Origin of the sequence: Streptomyces sp. NPDC087844 (assembly GCF_044742785.1) — a bacterium.
Taxonomy (GTDB): Bacteria; Actinomycetota; Actinomycetes; order Streptomycetales; family Streptomycetaceae; genus Streptomyces.
On record NZ_JBIUVD010000010.1, the window covers coordinates 194,254 to 214,922 of the forward strand.

General features: G+C 71.5%; 20 protein-coding genes. 10 read left to right on the forward strand and 10 right to left on the reverse strand.

Annotated elements, in window-relative coordinates; translation table 11 throughout:
* Nucleotides 1-152 precede the first annotated feature (152 nt).
* Nucleotides 153-1,007, reverse strand: coding sequence for a ketose-bisphosphate aldolase (locus ACIOKD_RS21315; RefSeq protein ID WP_402086136.1), 855 nt, complete (start codon nt 1,005-1,007; stop codon nt 153-155).
* A 13-nt stretch (nt 1,008-1,020) separates the two neighbouring features.
* Nucleotides 1,021-1,905, reverse strand: a complete 885-nt coding sequence (locus ACIOKD_RS21320; RefSeq protein ID WP_402086139.1) for an SIS domain-containing protein — start codon at nt 1,903-1,905, stop codon at nt 1,021-1,023.
* A 186-nt stretch (nt 1,906-2,091) separates the two neighbouring features.
* Here ACIOKD_RS21320 and ACIOKD_RS21325 point away from each other — a divergent pair, with 186 nt between their 5' ends.
* Both ACIOKD_RS21325 and ACIOKD_RS21330 read left to right on the forward strand, forming a co-directional pair.
* Complete coding sequence (locus tag ACIOKD_RS21325; protein ID WP_402086141.1) at nt 2,092-2,871, forward strand: DeoR/GlpR family DNA-binding transcription regulator; 780 nt, start codon at nt 2,092-2,094, stop codon at nt 2,869-2,871.
* On the forward strand, nt 2,868-3,005 hold the full coding sequence (locus ACIOKD_RS21330) for a hypothetical protein (protein WP_402086144.1): 138 nt from the start codon (nt 2,868-2,870) through the stop codon (nt 3,003-3,005). The genes ACIOKD_RS21325 and ACIOKD_RS21330 overlap by 4 nt, the downstream gene beginning before the upstream one ends.
* Nucleotides 3,006-3,230: 225 nt before the next feature.
* On the opposite strand, the gene ACIOKD_RS21335 is transcribed toward ACIOKD_RS21330, so the two are convergent.
* Both ACIOKD_RS21335 and ACIOKD_RS21340 read right to left on the reverse strand, forming a co-directional pair.
* Nucleotides 3,231-3,977 carry a response regulator gene (locus ACIOKD_RS21335; RefSeq protein ID WP_402086147.1) on the reverse strand — a complete coding sequence of 249 codons (747 nt, stop codon included), beginning with the start codon at nt 3,975-3,977 and terminating at the stop codon, nt 3,231-3,233.
* Entirely contained in the window at nt 3,974-5,698 is a 1,725-nt protein-coding gene (locus tag ACIOKD_RS21340) for an ATP-binding protein (protein WP_402086149.1), read from the reverse strand. The genes ACIOKD_RS21335 and ACIOKD_RS21340 overlap by 4 nt, the downstream gene beginning before the upstream one ends.
* Before the next feature lie 276 nt (nt 5,699-5,974).
* Here ACIOKD_RS21340 and ACIOKD_RS21345 point away from each other — a divergent pair, with 276 nt between their 5' ends.
* The 4 genes from ACIOKD_RS21345 (at nt 5,975) to ACIOKD_RS21360 (ending at nt 9,942) form a co-directional block, all read left to right on the forward strand.
* Complete coding sequence (locus ACIOKD_RS21345) at nt 5,975-6,958, forward strand: Bug family tripartite tricarboxylate transporter substrate binding protein (RefSeq protein WP_402086426.1); 984 nt, start codon at nt 5,975-5,977, stop codon at nt 6,956-6,958.
* Nucleotides 6,955-7,512, forward strand: a complete 558-nt coding sequence (locus ACIOKD_RS21350) for a tripartite tricarboxylate transporter TctB family protein (protein ID WP_402086152.1) — start codon at nt 6,955-6,957, stop codon at nt 7,510-7,512. The genes ACIOKD_RS21345 and ACIOKD_RS21350 overlap by 4 nt, the downstream gene beginning before the upstream one ends.
* Before the next feature lies 1 nt (nt 7,513).
* Nucleotides 7,514-9,022 (forward strand): tripartite tricarboxylate transporter permease, encoded by a 1,509-nt coding sequence (locus ACIOKD_RS21355; protein ID WP_402086155.1) that lies wholly within the window; start codon nt 7,514-7,516, stop codon nt 9,020-9,022.
* Between the two features lie 98 nt (nt 9,023-9,120).
* Nucleotides 9,121-9,942, forward strand: coding sequence for a PRC and DUF2382 domain-containing protein (locus ACIOKD_RS21360; RefSeq protein WP_402086158.1), 822 nt, complete (start codon nt 9,121-9,123; stop codon nt 9,940-9,942).
* A gap of 105 nt (nt 9,943-10,047) precedes the next feature.
* On the opposite strand, the gene ACIOKD_RS21365 is transcribed toward ACIOKD_RS21360, so the two are convergent.
* The gene (locus ACIOKD_RS21365) at nt 10,048-10,794 is read right to left on the reverse strand and encodes a carbonic anhydrase (protein WP_402086161.1); all 747 of its coding nucleotides are present in this window, start codon (nt 10,792-10,794) and stop codon (nt 10,048-10,050) included.
* A 219-nt stretch (nt 10,795-11,013) separates the two neighbouring features.
* Between ACIOKD_RS21365 and ACIOKD_RS21370 the strand changes: the two genes are divergently transcribed.
* On the forward strand, nt 11,014-11,916 hold the full coding sequence (locus tag ACIOKD_RS21370; protein WP_402086164.1) for an NAD(P)-dependent oxidoreductase: 903 nt from the start codon (nt 11,014-11,016) through the stop codon (nt 11,914-11,916).
* 73 nt (nt 11,917-11,989) lie between these two features.
* Here the strand turns inward: ACIOKD_RS21370 and ACIOKD_RS21375 are convergent, their stop codons facing one another.
* Nucleotides 11,990-12,403 (reverse strand): MarR family winged helix-turn-helix transcriptional regulator, encoded by a 414-nt coding sequence (locus tag ACIOKD_RS21375; protein ID WP_402086166.1) that lies wholly within the window; start codon nt 12,401-12,403, stop codon nt 11,990-11,992.
* Nucleotides 12,404-12,488: 85 nt separating this feature from the next.
* Here ACIOKD_RS21375 and ACIOKD_RS21380 point away from each other — a divergent pair, with 85 nt between their 5' ends.
* Both ACIOKD_RS21380 and ACIOKD_RS21385 read left to right on the forward strand, forming a co-directional pair.
* Nucleotides 12,489-14,000, forward strand: coding sequence for an MFS transporter (locus tag ACIOKD_RS21380; protein WP_402086169.1), 1,512 nt, complete (start codon nt 12,489-12,491; stop codon nt 13,998-14,000).
* A gap of 72 nt (nt 14,001-14,072) precedes the next feature.
* The gene (locus ACIOKD_RS21385) at nt 14,073-14,357 is read left to right on the forward strand and encodes a DUF6332 family protein (RefSeq protein WP_402086172.1); all 285 of its coding nucleotides are present in this window, start codon (nt 14,073-14,075) and stop codon (nt 14,355-14,357) included.
* On the opposite strand, the gene ACIOKD_RS21390 is transcribed toward ACIOKD_RS21385, so the two are convergent.
* The 3 genes from ACIOKD_RS21390 to ACIOKD_RS21400 all read right to left on the reverse strand — a co-directional run bounded on the left by ACIOKD_RS21390 (nt 14,318) and on the right by ACIOKD_RS21400 (nt 17,798).
* Nucleotides 14,318-14,983, reverse strand: a complete 666-nt coding sequence (locus ACIOKD_RS21390; RefSeq protein ID WP_402086174.1) for a response regulator — start codon at nt 14,981-14,983, stop codon at nt 14,318-14,320. The genes ACIOKD_RS21385 and ACIOKD_RS21390 overlap by 40 nt on opposite strands.
* The gene (locus tag ACIOKD_RS21395) at nt 14,980-16,260 is read right to left on the reverse strand and encodes a sensor histidine kinase (RefSeq protein WP_402086177.1); all 1,281 of its coding nucleotides are present in this window, start codon (nt 16,258-16,260) and stop codon (nt 14,980-14,982) included. Before ACIOKD_RS21395 ends, ACIOKD_RS21390 begins: the two co-directional genes overlap by 4 nt.
* 323 nt (nt 16,261-16,583) lie before the next feature.
* Nucleotides 16,584-17,798, reverse strand: coding sequence for a geranylgeranyl reductase family protein (locus ACIOKD_RS21400; protein ID WP_402086180.1), 1,215 nt, complete (start codon nt 17,796-17,798; stop codon nt 16,584-16,586).
* A gap of 176 nt (nt 17,799-17,974) precedes the next feature.
* Here ACIOKD_RS21400 and ACIOKD_RS21405 point away from each other — a divergent pair, with 176 nt between their 5' ends.
* On the forward strand, nt 17,975-19,330 hold the full coding sequence (locus ACIOKD_RS21405; protein ID WP_402086183.1) for a dipeptidase: 1,356 nt from the start codon (nt 17,975-17,977) through the stop codon (nt 19,328-19,330).
* 148 nt (nt 19,331-19,478) lie between these two features.
* Here ACIOKD_RS21405 and ACIOKD_RS21410 read toward each other — a convergent pair whose 3' ends face one another.
* Nucleotides 19,479-20,519: an NUDIX domain-containing protein gene (locus tag ACIOKD_RS21410; RefSeq protein ID WP_402086185.1), complete on the reverse strand. Its 1,041-nt coding sequence runs from the start codon at nt 20,517-20,519 to the stop codon at nt 19,479-19,481.
* Nucleotides 20,520-20,669 lie beyond the last annotated feature (150 nt).

Below are 20,669 nucleotides of genomic sequence, written 5' to 3' on the forward strand. Positions count from 1 at the left end.
ACAGAATCCGCTCGGCCAGTCACGGCTGATCTGCCCGGCGGGGCCGTGGTGTTTCTGCACCACAGCCTCGACGTTCCCCGGACAGTGACGAGCCCCCGTACGCGTCGGGCAGTCCGGCGGACGGTCGGCGGACGGGGGAGCGGGTCGGCGGGTCAGCGGGCGTCCAGAACGCCGATGATCCGGGTCACCGCCTCCGCCATGGCCTCACGAGCCACCACGAGGTACTTGCGTGAGTCCACCGCCTCGGGGTGCGCGGTCAGGAAATCCCTGATCGCGTCCGTCATCGCGATGTTCAGCGCGGTGCCCACGTTCACCTTGGCGATGCCGCCCGTGACGGCCGCCCTCAGCTCGGAGTCCGGGACGCCGGACGAGCCGTGCAGGACGAGCGGTACGCCGAGGGCGGCGGTGAGTCGCTTGAGGAGGTCGTGGTCGAGGGCTGCGGTGCGGGTGGTCATGGCGTGCGTGCTGCCGACGGCCACGGCCAGGGCGTCCACACCCGCGTCGGCGACGAAGGAGCGGGCCTCGGCCGGGTCCGTACGGGCCCCCGCCGCGTGGGCGTCCAACGGGCGCTGCCCCGCCTTGCCGCCTACCTCACCCAGCTCGGCCTCGATCCACAGGCCTTGGGCGTGCGCCCAGTCCGCGGCTGCCCGGGTGGCGGCAAGGTTCTCGGCATAGGACAGGTGGGCGGCGTCGTACATGACGGAACCGAATCCGGCGTCCGCCGCCTGCCGGAGCAGTTCGTCGCTCTGCACGTGGTCGAGGTGCAACGCGACCGGGACGGCGGCGTGTTCGGCCGTGGCGGCGGCGGCGCGGGCCAGCGGGAGCAGCCGCCCGCGGCGGAACTTCACCGCGTTCTCGCTTACTTGGAGGATGACGGGGGCGTTCGCCGCTTCCGCGCCTGCGACGACGGCTTCGACGTGTTCCAGCGTGATGACGTTGAACGCGGCGACGGCGGTTCGGGCCGCGGCCGCCCGGGAGACCAGCTCACCGGCTGCTACGAGGGGCATGGACAGTCCCCTTTCAGGGGGTGGTGAGGACGACCGAGCGCGTGAGGTGGCGGGGCTCGTCGGGGTCGAGCCCCCGTGCGGCGGCGACGGCCACGGCGAGGCGCTGGGCACGGACGAGTTCGGCGAGCGGGTCGAGGCCGCCTTCCACCCACAACGCCCCGGTGCCGCGGACCTGTTGAGCCAGTCCTTCGGGCGCGTCGCCCAGCATCCAGGTCGCGGTTCCTGCGGTGGTGACGCTGATCGGGCCGTGCCGGTACTCCATCGCCGGGTAGGCCTCGGTCCACGCCAGGGATGCCTCGCGCATCTTGAGCCCGGCCTCGTTCGCGAGCCCGACGCTCCAGCCCTGCCCCAGGAAGGTGAACTGCGTGCAGATGACGAGCCCTTCGGGCAGCGGCTCGGCCAGCGCCGTGCGGGCGTCGGCGACGACGGCGTCGGTGTGCAGTCCGAGATGGGCGCGCAGCAGGGTGAGCGCGGTGGTCGCGAACCGCGTCTGGACGACCGACTCCTCGTCGGCGTAGTCGAGTACGACGACGTCATCGGCCGCTTCCAGCACGGGAGTTCGCGGATCCGCGGTGATCGCCACCGTGCGGGTGCGCCCCTTCAGCCGGCCGAGCAGGTCGAGCACCTCCGTGGTGGTGCCGGAGCGGGTCAGAGCGATCACCCGGTCGTACGAGCGGCCGTGCGGGAACTCGGACGCGGCGAAGGCGTCCGTCTCCCCCTGCCCCGCCTGCTCGCGCAGGGCCGCGACGGCCTGCCCCATGAACCACGAGGTGCCGCAGCCGATCAGCGCGACGCGCTCGCCCGGCGCGGGCAGCACGGCCGCGTGCTCGGCGGCCTCCCCGGCGGCCCGCACCCAGCACTCGGGCTGGGACATCAGTTCGTTCTCGACATGGCTCACGCCGCGGCCTCCCGATGGTGAAATGCTTGTTCGTGCAAGATATAGCGAGTTTTCGAGCACAATCAAGCATTCCGCAGGGAACGACGTGCGTTAAAGTCACCGAAAGATCAAAGACCGGTCACTGTCACGATCGCAGTAACGATCTCTCTGACGATCTCTGTGACGATCGAGGGACGGAGAGTGCGGATGTCGCGCGACGCCCGCTGGCAGGCGCTGCTGGAACTGCTCGTCGAGCGCGGCCGGCTCGATGTCGAGGAGGCGGCGGCGGACCTGGCGGTGTCGGCCGCGACCATCCGACGCGACTTCGACCAGCTCGCGGACCAGCAGATGCTCGTACGCACCCGGGGTGGCGCGGTCGTCCACGGGGTGTCGTACGAGCTGCCCCTGCGCTACAAGACCGCCCGCCGCGCCTCGGAGAAGCAGCGCATCGCGAAGGCCGTGGCGGACCTGGTGGCCCCCGGCGAGGTGGTGGGCCTGACCGGTGGCACGACCACCACGGAAGTGGCCCGCGCCCTGGCCGTGCACAGCGACCTCGCCGTCGGCTCCCCGGCCCTCACCGTCGTCACGAACGCCCTCAACATCGCCGGCGAACTGGTCGTACGCCCCCAGTTCAAGATCGTGCTGACCGGTGGCGTCGCCCGACCGCAGTCGTACGAGCTGGTCGGCCCGCTCGCCGACGGCGTGCTCGGCCAGATCTCCCTCGATGTGGCCGTGCTCGGCGTGGTCGCCTTCGATGCCACCCATGGCGCCGCGGCGACCGACGAGGCGGAGGCCGCGATCAACCGTCTGCTGTGCGAGCGCGCCGAGCGGGTGATCGTCGCCGCCGACTCCAGCAAGCTGGGACAGCGGGCCTTCGCCCGCATCTGCCCGGCGGGCTCGGTCGACACGCTGGTCACGGACGCGGCGGCGGACCAGGAGACGGTGGAGCGGTTCGAAGAGGCGGGCGTCGCGGTCGTCAGGGTGTGAGAGCCGTCGTCCGGCGCGACCCGCACACGTACGCCCTCGGCTTCGCCCGGCTCGCGGGGGTCGAGGACGGCGAGGGGCTGCTGGGTGACGTGGCCGGACGAAGCCCGTGTGAGAAGTCGGCCAGGGGCCCCTAGGGCGTGTTTCGAAAGTCCCGTCTGCCCGGCGACGCCATGCACGCTCCCCCAGCCTCCGGCCGGGGGGACCCCCACTCGCCGCACCGGGCGCGGACCCAAGTACGTCCAGTACGAGGGTCTGCGCCCGGCACTCCCCCAGCCTCCGGCCGGGGGGACCCCCAGAGCACGCACCTGACGCCGCCGGGCCCGCCCTCCGGGCGGACGACGCTACTTTCGAAACACGCCCTAGGCCCGGGCCTCGTCGCCCGGCCGCCGGACCGCCTGGGGGTGTCCGCGGAAGCGGTAGCGGCGCTCGGGCCGTCCCGCCGCTCCGTAGCGCAGGGTCACCTCGGCGCTGCCGGTGGAGTGGAAGTGCTCCAGATAGCGGCGGGCGCTGACGCGGGAGATGCCGGCCAGGGTCGCGCACTCGGCGGCGGACAGGGTGTCCTGCGCGGTGCGCAGGGTGCGTTCGATCAGCGCGGCCGTCTCCACACTCAGGCCCTTGGGCAAGGTGACGGGCGCCGAAGCGGGCACGGCCGCTCCGGCCAGCACCCGGTCGACATCGGCCTGGCCGTGCACGACGGTGGCGAGCACCCGGCCGCGCTGCACCGCGTACCGATCGAGCCGGGCCCGCAGGTCCTCGAACTCGAACGGTTTGAGCAGGTAGTCGACGACGCCGTGCCGGACGGCGCCACGGACCGTGTCGGTCTCCCGTGCCGCGCTGATGACCATGACGTCGCAGTCGTGTCCCGCGGTACGCAGCCGGGGGATGACGTCGAGCCCGAAGACGTCCGGCAGATACAGGTCGAGCAGGACGAGGTCGGGATGCAGCTCGTCGACCGCGCGGGCTGCCTGTTCGCCGGTGCTTGCGACACCCACGACCCGGAACGGCTCGACGCGGTCGACGAAGGCGTGGTGGACCCGGGCCACCATGAAGTCGTCGTCGACCACGAGTACGTCGATCGTGTCTGCCCCACCGGGCGCCCCGTTCATCGTGTCGCTCCTTCCGCCACCGCGTCGGTGAGGTGGCTGACGGTCATGCGTGCGGTGAACATCGCCCCGTCGGGGGTGTTGGTCACCGAGATCTCACCACCGTGACGCTCGCAGACCAGCCGGGTGAGCGCCAGGCCGATCCCGCGCTCGCCCTCCTGGGCGGCCTTGGTGGTGAAGCCGTGGGAGAACACCTCCCGGGCGAGTTCGGGAGCGACGCCGGGGCCCGAGTCGCGGACCACGATCTCCACGCTGGAGGCGTCCTGCCGCAGTTCGACCTCGACCCATGCCTCGTGGCCGTCGGGTGCCGCACGGCCGTCGAGCGCCTCGCGGCCGTGTGGGTCACGGCCGGTCGCCGCGACGGACGCGGCGTCCACGGCGTTGTCGACGAGGTTGCCGACCACCGTCGCCACATCGGCGGCGTCCTCCGGGGTGAGGCGGTCGAGTGCGGTCCCGTCCGAGATGCGCAGGCTGACCTTCCGCTCGGCGGCCAGGGAGGACTTCGCCATCAGCAGGGCGGCGACCGCGGTGTCGCGGACCCGGCGGCTGAGGGTGACGTCCAGCGACTGGCGGCGCTGGTTCAACGCGCGGATGTAGCGCACGACTTCGTCCTGTTCACCGATCTGGATCAGCCCCGAGATGGTGTGCAGCTGATTGGCGAACTCATGGGCCTGCGCGCGCAGCAGCTCGGAGGAGCTGCGGAAGGACCCGATCTCCCTCTCCAGCCTGGCCAGTTCGGTACGGTCCCGCAGGGTGGTGACCGAGCCGAGCGGGCGGCCGTCCTTGGTGACGGTCATCCGGTTCATCACCAGCACCCGGCCGTGCAGGACGACGACCTCGTCCCGTTCACCGCCTTCGCCCTGCCCGTTCCCCGAGCCCGCCGCGCCCTCCCGGTCCCCCGCCAGGACATCCCTCAGCCGTCCCTCGATGCCGAGTTCGGCGAGGCTGAGGCCCACGCAGTCCGCGGGAAGGTCGAGCAGGCGCCGTCCCATGTCGTTGGCCAGGGTGAGCCGGTGCTGTGGGTCCAGGGCGATCACGCCCTCGGCGATCCCGTACAGCATCGCCTCCCGGTGCTCGGCGAGGCCCGCGATCTCGCGCGGTTCCAGGCCGAGGGTCTGCCGTTTGACGCGCCGGGCCAGCAGCCAGGAGCCGACCAGGCCGAGTCCGCTGGCGATGCCCAGATAGGCGAGGAGGTACGAGGACGCTCCGCTCAGCCGCTGCCACGCCGTCGGGTCCGCCTCGCCGATCATCACCGTACCCAGAGGCCGGCCGAGGTTCTCCTGCGTCGCGCCGAGCACCGGCACCTGGGCCACGAGTTCGCGGCTGCCGTCCAGCGTCAGCGGGCCGGTCCAGCCGCGGTCCTCGGCGGCGCCCTCGCCGCGGGGCAGTCGGCCTCCGATCGCGGTGGGGTCGGTGGAGCTGACGATCCGGCCGTCGGCGTCGGCGACGGTCACCGAGGTGACCCCGGACTGTGTCTGCGTGGAGTTCACCAGCGGGGCGAGAGCCTGCTGCGGCGCGGGCCGCACGAGCTGGCTGCGGGTCAGTGGGTTGGCGGCGAGCTGCTCGGCGAGCGCGATGACCCGGCGGCCCTCGACGCGGTTGAAGGTCGCCTCCGACTGTCTGAGGGAGACCGCGGCGACGGCCAGCAGCACGACCACGACGATGCCGAGCTGCAGCACCAGCATCTCGCCCGCGAGGGTCTGGCGACGGAAGGCGGCGACCACGACGGACTCAATCTCTCGCGCTGACACGACGTGGAACGGCTCGGCTGCAGGGTCGCACCATCATGGCCTCCGCCCGCGGCCGGGGAAAGGGAGCAGACCGGGGCTGACACAAAGACCACAACCTCCGTTGGTTCCGGAAGAGAGACAGACGCGCGACGCGCGGGCAGTATGTGGCCCACGTCACCCTCCCCCCCATCCAGGGCGTCCCCGTATCCCCCCGGCTCCACCAGTACGGGGACGCCCCTCCTCGCATCTCATCCACAGGTGGTGGAACTCGTGCGCCTGAGCGCTCCCCTCGCCCTGTTCGGGGCCGCCGTGCTCGTGCTCGTGGGACCTCCGCTGCTCACGACCGGCAGTGGTGCCGAGACCGGCACACAGATCCCCGGCCTGCGCTTCATGGTCCCCAACACGCCCGGCGGCGGCTACGACATCACGGCCCGTACGGCGGCGAAGAACGCCGAGGACGCCGAACTCACCCACAACATCGAGGTGTTCAACCTGCCGGGCGCCGGAGGCACCGTCGGGCTGAGCCGGTTGGTGAGCGAGCACGGCAACGGCAAGCTCGCCATGTCGATGGGTCTCGGCGTGGTGGGCGCGGTGCGCTCCAACGACGCGCCCAAGACCCTCGCCGACACCACCCCGATCGCCCGGCTCACCGAGGAGCAGGACGTCGTCGTGGTCTCCAAGGACTCCCCCTACAAGTCGGTCGACCAGCTCGTGGACGCCTGGGAGGCGAATCCCGGCAAGCTGCCCGTGGGCGGCGGTTCCTCGCCCGGCGGGCCCGACCATCTCGCGCCGATGCTGATGGCGAAGGCCGCGGGTATCTCCCCGAAGGACGTCAACTACATCCCCTTCGACGGCGGTGGTGAGCTGCTCGCGTCGATCCTCGGCAACAAGGTCGCCTTCGGGGTGTCCGGCGTCGGTGAGTACCTCGACCAGATCAAGGCGGGTGAGCTGCGGGTGCTCGCGGTCACCGGACCCGAGCGGGTCGACGAGCTGGACGCGCCCACCCTGAAGGAGTCCGGCTACGACGTGGACTTCACCAACTGGCGCGGCATCGTGGCCCCGCCGGGCCTGTCGGACGCCGAACGCGACAAGCTCGTACGCCTCGTCGAGGAGCTGCACGACTCCCCCGAGTGGCGGAAGTCCCTGGAGACGAACGGCTGGGACGACGCCTTTTTGACCGGTGCGAAGTTCGGCGACTTCCTGGACGCCCAGGACAGGCGCGTGGTGTCGGTGCTGAAGGAGCTGGGACTGTGACGACGCGGACCACCGACGTCCCTTCGACGCCGCCCACGCCCCCGGCGTCCGCGGACACGCGCCGCACCTGGCTGCGGGAGCACTCCGAACTCGGCGTCTGTGCCCTGCTGCTGGCGCTCGGCGTGCTGGTCCTGACCGACGCGCTCACCATGGACGTCGACATCACCCAGCGCGGGCCCGTCGGACCGAAGACCGTCCCGGTCGTGGTCGGCGTCGGCCTGCTCGTGATCGCCGCGCTGCTCGCCGTCGACGTCCTGCGCGGCGGTCACGGCGAGGCGGAGGGCGGCGAGGACGTCGACCTGTCCGAACCGGCCGACTGGCGCACGGTGTTGCTGCTCACCGGGGTGTTCCTCGGCTCGGCCGTCCTCATCGAACCGCTCGGCTTCCCCGTCGCGGGAGCGCTCCTCTTCTGGGGCGCCGCCTTCGCGCTGGGCAGCCGCCGGCTCGACAAGGACCCTCTCATCGCGGCTGTCCTCTCCCTCGTCACGTACGTCGTCTTCAACAATCTGCTCGGGGTACCGCTGCCGGGCGGCCCACTGATGGGAGTGCTGTGACATGGATTCCCTCAACTCCCTGATGGACGGCTTCGGTACGGCCCTCACGCCGGTCAATCTGCTGTGGGCGGCCCTCGGTGTGCTGCTCGGCACCGCGATCGGCGTGCTGCCCGGTATCGGACCCGCGATGGCTGTCGCGCTGCTGCTGCCGGTGACGTACGGACTCGAACCGATCGGCGCGTTCATCATGTTCGCGGGGATCTACTACGGGGCGATGTTCGGCGGTTCGACCACCTCGATCCTGCTCAACACACCCGGCGAGAGCGCCGCCGTGGTCGCGGCCATGGAGGGCAACCCGATGGCCAAGGCGGGACGGGGCGCGCAGGCGCTCGCGGCCGCCGCCATCGGCCACTTCGCGGGCGGCCTGATCGGTACGCTCCTGCTGGTCGCGCTCGCGCCGACGGTCGCGGACCTGGCGGTGGACATCGGCGCGCCGGACTACTTCGCCATCATGGTGCTGGCGTTCATCGCGGTGACGTCGGTGCTCGGCTCGTCCCGGATCAGAGGTCTCGCGTCCCTGCTCATCGGCCTGACTCTCGGCCTCGTCGGCCTGGACCAGATGACCGGCCAGCAGCGGCTGACCTTCGGCTCGCTGCAACTCGCCGACGGCATCGACGTGGTGATCGTGGCGGTCGGCCTGTTCGCGATCGGCGAGGCCCTGTGGGTGGCTGCGCACCTGCGGCGCAGCCCGGGCGAGCCGATCCCGGTGGGCCGGCCCTGGCTGGGCCGCGACGACGTGCGGCGGACCTGGAAGTCATGGCTGCGCGGGCCGTTGATCGGCTTCCCCTTCGGTGCGATCCCGGCGGGCGGCGCCGAGATCCCCACGTTCCTGTCGTACGCCGCGGAGAAGCGGCTGTCGAAGCACCCGGACGACTGGGGCAAGGGCGCGATCGAGGGGGTGGCGGGTCCTGAGTCGGCGGCGTCGGCCTCCGCGGCGGGCACGCTGGTGTCCATGCTGACGCTCGGCCTGCCGACGACGGCGGTCGCGGCGGTCATGCTGGCGGCGTTCCAGCAGTACGGCATCCAGCCGGGCCCCCTCCTCTTCGAGCGCGAGCCCGACCTGGTGTGGGGCCTGATCGCCTCCCTCTTCGTCGGCATGGTGCTGCTGCTCGCCCTCAACCTCCCCCTGGCCCCGGTCTGGGCGAAGCTGCTGCGCATCCCCCGCCCGTACCTGTACGCGGGGATCCTGTTCTTCGCGGCGGTCGGCGCGTACGCGGTCGGCGGCGAGACCATCGACCTGGTGATCCTGCTGATCATCGGCCTGATCGGCTTCGGCATGCGGCGTTACGGTCTGCCGGTGCTGCCCGCCGTCATCGGTGTCATCCTCGGCCCCAACGCCGAGCAGCAGTTGAGGCGCGCCCTGCAGATCAGCGACGGCAGCGTCTCGGGGCTGGTCGACACGCCCTTCGCGGTCACCGTGTACGCGGTGACGGCCCTGCTGCTGATCTGGCCTCTGCTGCGGAAACTCGCGACCCGCGTCCGCGCGAGGCCTGACCAGGCCGCGAAGTAGTTGCCCTTTCTATCGCTATTGTCGCTTTTACTATGTTTCACGCTTTCTGTCGCGGTGACCCGGACAGCACACCGGACCCAGAAGGAGGGTGCTGAAGGATGATCACCCAGGAGCAGATACCGGCAGTACTGGAACATCCCGTGTACGACACCGAGGGCAGCAAGATCGGGAACGCGAACCACGTCTTCTTCGACGACGCGACCGGCCGTCCGGAGTGGGTCAGCATCAAGACCGGCCTCTTCGGCACCAGCGAGTCGTTCGTGCCGATCCGGGACGCGGTCATGGTCGAGGACCACCTTGAGGTGCCCTACGCCAAGGGCAAGGTCAAGGACGCGCCCAACGTCGACGTCGACAGCGGCGGCCACCTGTCCGAGTCGGAGGAGGTCCGGCTGTACGAGCACTACGGCATCGCCTGGGACGACGCCTGGCAGCAGGCGAACCAGCCCGGCGAAGGCGGCTGGGCCCACTCCGGCACCGCCGGGACGACCGCGGCCGCCGGCACCACGGGCACGGACATGGGCATGTCCGGGAACGAGGCGATGACCCGGTCCGAGGAACACATGCACGTCGGCGCCGAACGGTACGAGACGGGGCGGGCGCGACTGCGCAAGTACGTGGTGACGGAGGAGGTCCAGCAGACGGTGCCCCTGCGTCACGAGGAGGTACGCGTCGTGCACGAGCCGATCACGGACGCGAACGTGGGCGACGCCATGTCGGGCGCGGAGATCTCCGAGGCCGAACACGAGGTCACGCTGCACGCCGAACGCCCCGTCGTGGAGACCGAGGCGGTTCCGGTGGAGCGGGTGCGGCTGAGCACCGAGGAGGTCACCGAGGAGGAGACCGTCGCAGGTCAGGTCCGCAAGGAACGGATCGCCGCCGACGGCATCGAGGACGACGACGAGGGCCTCCCCCGCCGGTAGCGCGCCACGCCGCGCCGGATGTCCGCACGTGTCGCAGGTCCGAGCCCTTGACGGGTTCGGACGTGCGACCGCGTCCCTCTGCCGGGGCGACCGTGTGTACGAGGTTCAGCCGACGCGGTGCACCAGCTGAGTGGCGAGTTCGTAGCGGGCGCCGACGATCCGCAGCGCCCCCGAGTCCACCTTGGCGGCGAGATCGGGCTCGGCCGCGAGCCGCGAGCGGATGAGCCGTATGTTGGCGTCGATCGTCGCGTCGACGCGGGCGTCGCCCTCCTGGTCGCGGTCGATGGCCGGGCTGATCTGATCGGCGAGGTACTGGATGTGGCGGGGCAGTTCCTCACCCGACTCATCGGCCTGGACCGTGGCCTTGACGGCTCCGCACGACTGGTGGCCGAGCACCATCAGCAGCGGGATGCCCAGTTCGAGCACGCCGTACGCGAGGCTGCCGAGCACGGCCTCGTCGAGGACCTGGCCCGCACTGCGGACGGTCATCAGATCGCCGAGGCCCTGGTCGAAGACCAGCTCCGGAGGCACCCGGGAGTCGATGCAGCCGAGCAGGAGGGCGAAGGGGTGCTGACCGGTCGTCAGTGCCTGCCGGACGGCGGGCGACTCGTCGGGGTGCTTCTCACGGAAGCTGCGCCAGCGGCGATTGCCCGCCGACAGCTCCCGCAGGGCCTGTGCGGCGGTGGTGGGCCGCTTGCGCGCGGCGGCGGGGGCCGCGGCGACCGCGGGCCCTGCGTCGGTGGTCAGCCCCGCGCCGAGGACCGCGGTCCCGGTGAGAGCGGCACGGAGGAGGGAGCGCCGGGCGGGGGCCGCCGCGTCGACGGCTGTGTGGGGTGCTGGGTCAGAGATCACGGAGGGGAACGTATGCCCGCCCTGCCGCCCATCAGTTCGACTTGTTCGATCCTGAGCAGCTGTTGAACCACTCTTGGCAATTCCAGGGTGCGGTTGTGCGGTTCCCAACAGGTCCGCCGGCTCCTGTTGGTGAGTTTCTGATCAGGGCTGACCGTCAGGGGTCAGGATGGTCGGCAGAGTGGGTATCCCCCACACCTCACGGATCAGGAAGTTGATGTCATGACCGACAAGCTCACTGTCAGTGTCCTGGGCACCGGGATCATGGGTGCCGCGATGGCCCGTAACCTCGCGCGTGCCGGACATGGTGTCCGGGCGTGGAACCGCAGCCGGGACAAGGCCGAACCGCTCGCCGCCGACGGAGCGCACATCGCCGGCACGCCCGCCGAAGCCGTCGAGGGTGCCGATGTCGTCCTGACCATGCTGTACGACGGTCCCGCCGCGCTGGACGTGATGCGGCAGGCCTCACCCGCCCTGCGCGCGGGCACGTCGTGGATCCAGTCGACGACCGCGGGCATCGACGGAGTCGGTCAACTGGCCGGGTTCGCCCGTGAGAAGGGTCTGGTCTTCTACGACGCGCCCGTGCTCGGCACCCGACAGCCCGCCGAGGCAGGGCAGTTGCTCGTCCTCGCCGCCGGTCCGAGCGACGGCCGGGACACCGTGGCACCGGTCTTCGACGCGGTCGGCGCCCGTACGGTGTGGACCGGCGAGGACGGGGCGGCGGGCAGCGCCACCCGGCTCAAGCTCGTCGCCAACAGCTGGGTCATCGCCGCCACCAGCGCGACCGGCGAGACCCTCGCCCTGGCCAAGGTGCTGGGGGTGGACCCGCAGAGCTTCTTCGACGCCATCGCCGGCGGCCCGCTCGACATGGGGTACCTGCACGCCAAGAGTGCCCTCATCCTGGAGGACCGGTTGTCGCCCGCCGCCTTCGCCGTGTCCACCGCTGGCAAGGACGCCCGTCTCATCGTCGAGGCCGGCGAGCAGCACGGGGTCCGCCTGGATGTCGCGGCGGCGAGCGCCGAACGCTTCGCCCGGGCCGCCGCACAGGGCCACGCCGACGAGGACATGGCCGCCGCCTACTTCGCGAGCTTCGACGAGGACTCCGCCGGGTCGACCACCCGATAGGGCCACAACCGAGGCGGCGGAACGCCGAGTTGGTGAGCCGCCCGAGCCGAGCCGCAGGACCGGCGGGCGCCGGTCAGTCCCGCGACCCCGACCCGCCCGCCAACATCCGCCCCAGCACCGCCCGTTGCAGGGGCAGCACCTCATCGTGCAGGGTGCGCCCCTTCTCCGTGAGGGACACGCGTACGCCCCGCCGGTCCTCGGGGCACATGCAGCGCTCCACGAGCCCGTCCTTCTCCAGGCGGCCGATCAGGCGGGACAGCGCGCTCTGGCTCAGATGCACGCGTTCGGCGATCTCCTGGACCCGGTAGGCGTTCCCGCCGTCCGACGACACGCCCGCGGCCAGTACGTCGAGCACCTCGAAGTCGCTGGCGCCCAGGCCGTGTTGATGCAGCGCGCGGTCGAGTTCGCACAGCGTGCGCGCGTGCACCGCGAGGATGTCGCGCCATTGATCCACGAGCCCCTGCTCGGCCTTCTCCGCAGCCGCCATGGCCGCACCCTAGCAAAAACCCCGCTTTGTTGCATCGGAATTAAATGCAGTTGCATTCAATGCATGCGCATGTACCGTGTCGCGCATGACCTCTCCGCTCACCCCTCCCGCGTCCCAGGGGCACTGGACACCACGCCTGTGGGGCACCCTCCTGGTGCTCTGCGCCGCGATGTTCCTGGACGCGCTCGACGTGTCGATGGTCGGTGTCGCCCTGCCGTCCATCGGTTCCGAACTGGGCCTCTCCACCTCGACCCTGCAGTGGATCGTCAGCGGCTACATACTCGGCTACGGCGGCCTGCTGCTCCTCGGCGGCCGTACCGCCGACCTCCTCGGCCGCCGCCAGGTGTTCCTGGTGGCCCTCGCTGTCTTCGCCCTCGCCTCACTGCTCGGCGGGCTCGTCGACTCCGGACCGCTGCTGATCGCGAGCCGGTTCATCAAGGGCCTGAGCGCGGCGTTCACCGCCCCCGCCGGGCTGTCGATCATCACCACGACGTTCCCGCAGGGCCCGCTGCGCAACCGCGCCCTCTCGATCTACACCACCTGCGCCGCCACCGGATTCTCGATGGGCCTCGTCCTGTCCGGGCTGCTCACCGAGGCCAGCTGGCGGCTGACCATGCTGCTGCCCGCACCCATCGCGGTCCTCGCCCTGATCGCAGGACTGAAGCTCATTCCGCGCAGCGAACGCGACCGCACCCACCGCGGATACGACATCCCCGGCGCCGTCATCGGCACGACCTCGATGCTGCTGCTCGTCTTCACCGTCGTCGAGGCACCCGCGGTGGGCTGGACCACGGCCCGTACGCTGCTGTCGTTCCTCGCGGTCGCGGTCCTGCTCACCGTATTCGTCCGCGTCGAACTGCGCAGCGCGAGCCCGCTGATCCGGCTCGGTGTGCTGCGCTCCGGCGACCAGGTCCGCGCCCAGCTGGGCGCCATGATGTTCTTCGGCTCGTACGTCGGCTTCCAGTTCCTCGTCACCCTGTACATGCAGTCGCTGCTCGGCTGGTCGGCCCTGCACACCGCGCTCGCCTTCCTTCCCGCGGGCGCGCTCGTGGCGCTCTCGGCGACGAAGATGGGCGCGATCGTCGACCGGTTCGGCACGCCACGGCTCCTCGTGCTGGGCTTCGCCCTGATGGTGGCCGGCTACGCGCTGTTCCTGCGCGTCGACCTGGACCCCGTGTACGCGGCGGTGATCCTGCCGTCCATGCTGCTGATCGGCGCGGCCTGCGCGCTGGTCTTCCCCTCGCTCAACATCCAGGCCACCAACGGCGTCGACGACCACGAGCAGGGCATGGTCTCGGGTCTGCTCAACACCTCGGTACAGGTGGGCGGCGCGATCTTCCTCGCGATCGTGACGGCCGTCGTGGCGGCGAACTCGTCCGGCGGCTCCTCGCCGCAGGCGGTCCTGGACAGCTACCGGCCCGGTCTCGTCGTGGTGACCGCGGTCGCCCTGGCCGGCCTGCTGATCACGGCCACCGGGCTGCGCGGACGGCGTCCCCCGCAGACGACGATCCTGGTCGCCACGTCCGACCCCGCACCGGAAACGGCGCAGAAGACGCCGGAGCGGCAGGACGACGGGCGCGTGGCGGTACGCGACTGATACCCGGCCTCGGCGTCGTGCGCCCGGCGGGCTTCCTTGCCCCACCCGGCGCACAGCTGTGACACTCCCCTTATGGCACACACCAGGGGGCAACGGACTCAGTCCGAGCGGGACGCGATCACCGTGGAGATCGGATACGCCCTGGCCAGCGCCGTGTTCGCCGCGGCCGTGCTGTTCGGAGTCCTGGCCGGCCCCGCACTGCTCTTCGACCTGCCGACGACGGTCGAAAAGGTCCTCCTCGTCGCCGGAACGGCGCTCGCGGCCGCCCTCTTCCTCCTCCGGGTGACCTCGGTGCTGATGCGCTTCCGGCAGGGGCCTCAGCCCAGCCAGCCCGGCCGTACCAGCCCCGACTCGTAAGCCAGCACCACCAGTTGGGCCCGGTCGCGGGCGCCCAGCTTCACCATGGTGCGGCTGACGTGGGTCTTGGCCGTCAGAGGGCTCACGACCAGACGCCGCGCGATCTCGTCGTTCGACAGTCCGATGCCGACCAGCGCCATCACCTCCCGCTCCCGCTCGGTGAGTCGGGCGAGCGCGTCCGCCGCGGCCGGCTCCTTCGAGCGGGCCGCGAACTCGGCGATGAGCCGACGTGTCACGCCCGGCGAGAGAAGCGCGTCACCTTCGACCACCGCCCTCACGGCACGCAGGAGTTCCTCCGGTTCGGTGTCCTTGACGAGGAAGCCGGACGCCCCGGCACGGATCGCCTCGAAGACGTACTCGTCGAGTTCGAACGTGGTGAGCATGACGACCTTGACGTCCACCAGGTCCGGGGCTTCGGTGATGCGGCGCGTCGCGGCGAGGCCGTCGAGCACCGGCATACGAATGTCCATCAGCACGACGTCGGGCCTCAGTTGGCGTACTCCCCGCAGGGCCTCCGCCCCGTCCCCGGCCTCTCCGGCCACCTCGATGTCCGGCTGGGCGTCCAGGAGCGCCTTGAATCCCGCGCGGACCAGTGACTGGTCGTCGGCGAGCAGTACGCGGATCACCGGCCCTCCTCGGGCATGCGGGACTTCTTCAACGGCAGCACGGCGAGCACGCGGAACCCTCCGTCCTCCCGTGGTCCGGCCTCGATCGTGCCACTCAGGGCCGCCGCGCGCTCCCGCATTCCCGCCAGCCCGTTGCCGCTGCCGCCCGCTTCCTCGCCGGTCGCCGGGCCGTCGTCGTCGATCCGGAGCCGCAGGGCGTCGCCCGTCCGGTCGACCCGCACGCGCGCGTGCCGTGACCCGGAATGCCGTACGACGTTGGTCAGCGCCTCCTGGACGATGCGGAAGGCCGCGAGATCGGCGCCCGGCGCGAGGTTCCGGCTCCCGTCCCTGTTCTCGACGGCGACGGTCAGACCGGCGCCCGCGGCCTGTTCCACCAGTTCGGGGAGCCGGTCGAGGCCGGGCGCCGGAGCGCGGGGCGCGTCCCCTGGCGTGCGGAGCGTGTCGAGCACCTGGCGCACCTCCCCAAGCGCCTCCTTGCTCGCGGCCTTGATGGTGGTGAGCGCGGTACGTGCCTGCTGCGGGTCGGAGTCGAGCAGCGCGAGGCCGACTCCTGCCTGGACGTTGATGACCGAGATGCTGTGCGCCAGTACGTCGTGCAGTTCGCGGGCGATGCGCAGCCGTTCCTCGTCGGCGCGCCGGCTGGCCGCCTGCCGGCGTTCCGCCCGGTCACGGTCCCCCTGCTCCCGGCGGACGCGGACCAGCTCGGAGACCGCGAGGATCGCCACGATCCAGGCGGCGACGGCGACCTCCTCGCCCCACGAGGAAGCCGGATCGCCCTCGGGCGGCAGCCATCGGTAGAGCCAGTGCCCCACCAGGAGATGGACCGTCCACCATGTGCCGAGCGCGGCACGGGCGAGCCCGCGGTGCCCGGCGACGACCGCACTGAAGCAGGCGAACGCGACCGTGAGGAAGACCGGTCCGTACGGGTATCCCGCGCTGAAGTAGACAAGGGCCGAGGCCGCGGTGCCGCACATCACCAACGCCGGGTACCGCTGCCGCCACAGGAGCAGGAGGGCGCCGCCGAGGAGCAGGGCCCGCGCGAGGGCGTCGAGCTGCTCCCGTCCGGGCTGCGCCTCGGCGGCGAATGCGCTGCCGGCCATGACGAACGCGGTGAGGAGCAGCGTCGAACGCCACGGCCATCGGGGACGGTCGCCGGCCTCTTCCTCCTCGCGGTGGTTCCACCACGGGGGACCGTGCCACCCGCTGTCCGGTGGACCGCTCCTGGCCCAGGGGGGTCCACCGCTCCGGCGGGTGCGCTGCTCTGCCATGCCCGCCACGCTAGTGCCGCGACAGGCAACATTCGCCCCGTCGCGACGCCCGGCACGCTCCCCCAGCCTCCGGCCGGGGGGACCCCCACTCGCTGCACCGGCCGAAAGCCCAAGTACGTCCAGTACGAGGGCTTCCGGCCGGCACACCGAGAGCACGCACCGGACGCCGCTCCTTAACGGGCAAACGTTGCCTGCCGCGGCACTAGACGCCACGGCCCACCGGGGGCGTCCGCCGAGCGTGGTGATCACGCGTACTCCCGGCGGAGTACGCGCTCGGGCTCGGGCCCGCGCCCACGGTCAGCGCTCAGCGCTCAGCGCTCAGCGGCCGACAGTCAGCGGTCTATCCGGCTCAGGGCTCGCTCCGCCATCGGATGCGAACGGACCATGTCGCCCAGCGAGGTGGAGCCGCGGGTGATCCCCGCGAACGCCTTCCACGCGGGCCGGAAACCGGTGAGCGCGGCATGGAACACTCCGGGCCGGCGCTCGAAGACCGTGAGCATGCGCCTGCCGATGCTCATCTCCACGCCCAGCCCCGCCTTGATCGCGAAGGCGTAGTTCAGCGCCTGCCGTCGCGTGTCCACGGCGTCGTGGGCCTCGGCGATCCGCACCGCCCACTCCCCCGCGAGCCGCCCGGAACGCAGCGCGAAGGAGATGCCCTCGCGGGTCCACGGCTCCAGCAGACCGGCCGCGTCCCCGCACACCAGCACCCGGCCCCGCGACAGCGGCGAGTCGTCGGCGCGGCAGCGGGTCAGGTGCCCGGACGAGATGCTGGGCTCGAAGCCCGCGAGGCCGAGCCGGGCGATGAAGTCCTCCAGGTACCGCTTGGTGGCGGCGCCTTCGCCCCGCGCCGAGATGACTCCGACGGTGAGGGTGTCGCCCTTGGGGAACACCCACCCGTAACTGCCGGGCAGGGGGCCCCAGTCGATGAGGACCCGGCCCTTCCAGTCCTCGGCGACCGTCTCCGGCACCGGGATCTCCGCCTCCAGGCCGAGGTCGACCTGGTCGAGCTTCACCCCGACGTGCGCTCCTATCCGGCTGGCGCTGCCGTCCGCGCCGACGACCGAGCGCGCCAGCAGCGTCTCGCCGTCCTGGAGGACGACGGCGACCGAGCGCCGGTCGGGAACCGCCGAGCCGTGCTGTTCCACCCGCGAGACCGTCGCCCCCGTACGCAGTTCGGCGCCCGCCTTCTGCGCGTGCTCGACGAGCTGCTGGTCGAACTCAGGGCGGTTGATGAGCCCGAAGAGCATCTGCTTGGAGCGCCGCGTCCGCATGAACCTGCCATCCAGCGAGAACGTGACCGCGTGGATCCGGTCCCGGAACGGCAGCTCGAAACCGGGCGGCAACGCGTCACGGGTGGGTCCGATGATGCCGCCGCCGCATGTCTTGTAGCGGGGCAACTCCGCCTTCTCCAGCAACAGGACGCGGCGCCCCGCCACCGCCGCCGCATAGGCGGCCGAGGCGCCCGCCGGTCCCGCCCCGACCACGACGACGTCCCACACCCGCTGCCCGTCGTCCTGTCCGTCGTCCGAAGAGTTCTCGCTGCTCACGATGGTCTGCTGCTCCGATCCAGCCGCCTGCCGCACCTACTCCACGCATCCTACGGCGGCGTCCGGCGAAGACCGCTGTGGGAGGATCGGCAGCGTATGCAGCGCGCACACCCGTCCGCGCGCTCATCCGCAGCCGTACCCACTCGTACAACGTCGCACCCACGAGGAGCGTGCCCATGCCGTCGAATCCGGTCGCCGAGACCGTCGTCTCCCTGATGCCCAGGGCGAAGGCGGAGCTGACCGAGCTGGTGGCCTTCAAATCGGTGGCGGACTTCGACCAGTTCCCACGCAGCGAGAGCGAGGGCGCCGCGAACTGGGTGGCCGACGCGCTGCGCGCCGAGGGCTTCCAGGACGTCGCCCTGCTCGACACCCCTGACGGCACACAGTCGGTGTACGGCTTCCTGCCCGGCCCCGAGGGCTCGAAGACCGTTCTGCTGTACGCGCACTACGACGTGCAGCCGCCCCTCGACGAGGCCGGCTGGCAGACGCCGCCCTTCGAGCTGACCGAGCGGGACGGCCGCTGGTACGGGCGCGGGGCCGCCGACTGCAAGGGCGGCCTGGTGATGCACCTGCTGGCGCTGCGCGCGCTCAAGGCGAACGGCGGCGTCCCGGTCGGTGTCAAGGTCATCGCGGAGGGCTCGGAGGAGCAGGGCACGGGCGGTCTTGAGCGGTACGCCGAGGAACACCCGGAGCTGCTGACGGCCGACGCGATCGTCATCGGCGACTCCGGGAACTTCCGGGTCGGCGTGCCGACGGTCACCACCGCGCTGCGCGGCATGACGCTCGTCCGCGTCCAGGTCGACACCCTCGAAGGGAACCTGCACTCCGGCCAGTTCGGCGGCGCGGCACCCGACGCGCTGGGCGCGCTGATCCGCGCACTCGACTCACTGCGCGCCGAGGACGGCTCGACGACGGTCGACGGTCTCGCGGGCGCCTCGCGGTGGGAGGGTCTGCAGTACGACGAGGCGCAGTTCCGCAAGGACGCCAAGGTGCTCGACGGTGTGGAACTGATCGGCTCCGGCACGGTCGCCGACCGCGTCTGGGCGCGGCCCGCCGTGACCGTGCTCGGCATAGACGCCCCGCCGGTGGTCGGCGCCACCCCGTCCGTGCAGGCCGGCGCCCGCGCGCTGGTCAGCCTGCGCGTGCCGCCGGGCGTGGACGCCGTCGAGGCGACCAAGCTGCTCCAGGCCCACCTGGAGGCGCACACGCCGTGGGGAGCGCGGGTGAGCACCGAGCAGATCGGGCAGGGGCAGGCGTTCCGTGCCGACACCACGAGCCCGGCGTACGCGGCGATGGCCGAGGCGATGAGTGTCGCGTACGACGGGGCGGAGATGCAGTACGCGGGGCAGGGCGGGTCCATCCCGCTGTGCAACACGCTCGCGTCGCTGTACCCGCGGGCGGAGATCCTGCTGATCGGGCTCAGCGAGCCGGAGGCGCAGATTCACGCCGTCAACGAGAGCGTGTCGCCCGACGAACTGGAGCGGCTCGCTGTCGCGGAGGCGCTGTTCCTGCGGAACTACGCGGCGGGGTGAACCGGGGCACGCCCCGGCTCGGGCGTGCCCCGGGGTTCCGGGGGCTGCGCCCCCAGACCCCCTCATCGGCCTGAACAGCCTCGTCCTCGAACGCCGGACGGACGGGCTCGAAGGCACGCGCCGGGCGGGGCTGGAGGATGAGCGTTCGCTATCCCTGGGGCACCCCTGCCTCCAGGTACAGCGCCGCCCCCCGCTCCCTTGCCCGCAGTGCCCAGCGCAGTCGCTCGTAACGGATGGGTGGCAGGAGCGTGGCCGCCTCCTCCTCGGTGACGAAGCGCCAGCCGCGCAGTTCGGGGCCCGGCAGCAGCATCTGCCGGGCCCCGCCGCCGCCCAGCCGGCCGCCGTCGTAGAGGAGGCGCAGGCCGCCGTAGCCGGGGGGCACCGGGGGTTCCCAGTCGACGACCAGCAGACGGGGGACTTCGGTGAGCCGGATGCCGGTCTCCTCGGCGACCTCGCGGATGCCCGCGCGCCCGGGTGCCTCGCCGGATTCGACGACGCCGCCGGGGAACTCCCAGCCCGCCTTGTACGTCGGGTCGACGAGCAGTACCCGGTCCAGTTCGTCGAAGAGGAGCACCCCCGCCGCGACGGTCTCCGAGGTGGGCTCGGGGGTCTGCACGATGTCGCAGACCGGCACGGATCCGCTGTTCACGGCCTCGGCGACGCGCACGGCCGACTCGTACGGGGTGAGTGTGCCGTTGTCGACGGGGTGGGCGTCCGCGGTGAGCCAGCCGGCCAGGGCGGCACGGTAGGGCTCTATATGGTCGTACGACCACTGGCGCACCCGTATCTCCCCGTCGGGGAGGTCCGGCGGGATCTCCCGGCCGGCTATTCGTTCGCGCAGGATCGTTTCCGCCGGGGCGAGAAGCACATGGCGTACCGCGATCCTGCGGGACGCGAGTCCGCCGAAGATCTCGTCGCGGTACTCCTGGCGGAGCAGTGTCATGGGGACCACGAGCACGCCCCCGAGTTCGGAGAGCATCGCGGCCGCCGTGTCGACCACGAGCCGCCGCCAGATCGGCAGATCCTGGAAGTCGCCGACCTCGGCGAGGCGCTTGGCGGGCAGCAGGTGCGCCAGCCCGGTGCCGATCAACTCGGGGTCGAAGAGTGTGCTGTTCGGGATCAGGTCGATCAGTTCCCGCGCGGTGGTGGTCTTCCCCGCACCGAACGCACCGTTGATCCAAACGATCACGGTTCCCCCCTCTGCTGTTGGCCCCCTGAGGCTTGCCCGCTCCACCCTGCCACGGAAACCAGGTCCTGATGAGTGCGTGTTCGAGGGGTCGAACACGCACGGAAGCCCGGCCACAGGCGGGCCGGGCTTCTGGTCGCAACAGGGTGATAC

Excerpts from the sequence above, each read along its gene's own strand:
- ACIOKD_RS21315 (WP_402086136.1), bottom strand. The coding sequence starts at position 1,007 with ATGCCCCTCGTAGCAGCCGGTGAGCTGGTCTCCCGGGCGGCCGCGGCC.
- ACIOKD_RS21325 (WP_402086141.1), top strand. The coding sequence starts at position 2,092 with ATGTCGCGCGACGCCCGCTGGCAGGCGCTGCTGGAACTGCTCGTCGAG.
- ACIOKD_RS21335 (WP_402086147.1), bottom strand. The coding sequence starts at position 3,977 with ATGAACGGGGCGCCCGGTGGGGCAGACACGATCGACGTACTCGTGGTC.
- ACIOKD_RS21355 (WP_402086155.1), top strand. The coding sequence starts at position 7,514 with ATGGATTCCCTCAACTCCCTGATGGACGGCTTCGGTACGGCCCTCACG.
- ACIOKD_RS21360 (WP_402086158.1), top strand. The coding sequence starts at position 9,121 with ATGATCACCCAGGAGCAGATACCGGCAGTACTGGAACATCCCGTGTAC.
- ACIOKD_RS21370 (WP_402086164.1), top strand. The coding sequence starts at position 11,014 with ATGACCGACAAGCTCACTGTCAGTGTCCTGGGCACCGGGATCATGGGT.
- ACIOKD_RS21375 (WP_402086166.1), bottom strand. The coding sequence starts at position 12,403 with ATGGCGGCTGCGGAGAAGGCCGAGCAGGGGCTCGTGGATCAATGGCGC.
- ACIOKD_RS21380 (WP_402086169.1), top strand. The coding sequence starts at position 12,489 with ATGACCTCTCCGCTCACCCCTCCCGCGTCCCAGGGGCACTGGACACCA.
- ACIOKD_RS21385 (WP_402086172.1), top strand. The coding sequence starts at position 14,073 with ATGGCACACACCAGGGGGCAACGGACTCAGTCCGAGCGGGACGCGATC.
- ACIOKD_RS21405 (WP_402086183.1), top strand. The coding sequence starts at position 17,975 with ATGCCGTCGAATCCGGTCGCCGAGACCGTCGTCTCCCTGATGCCCAGG.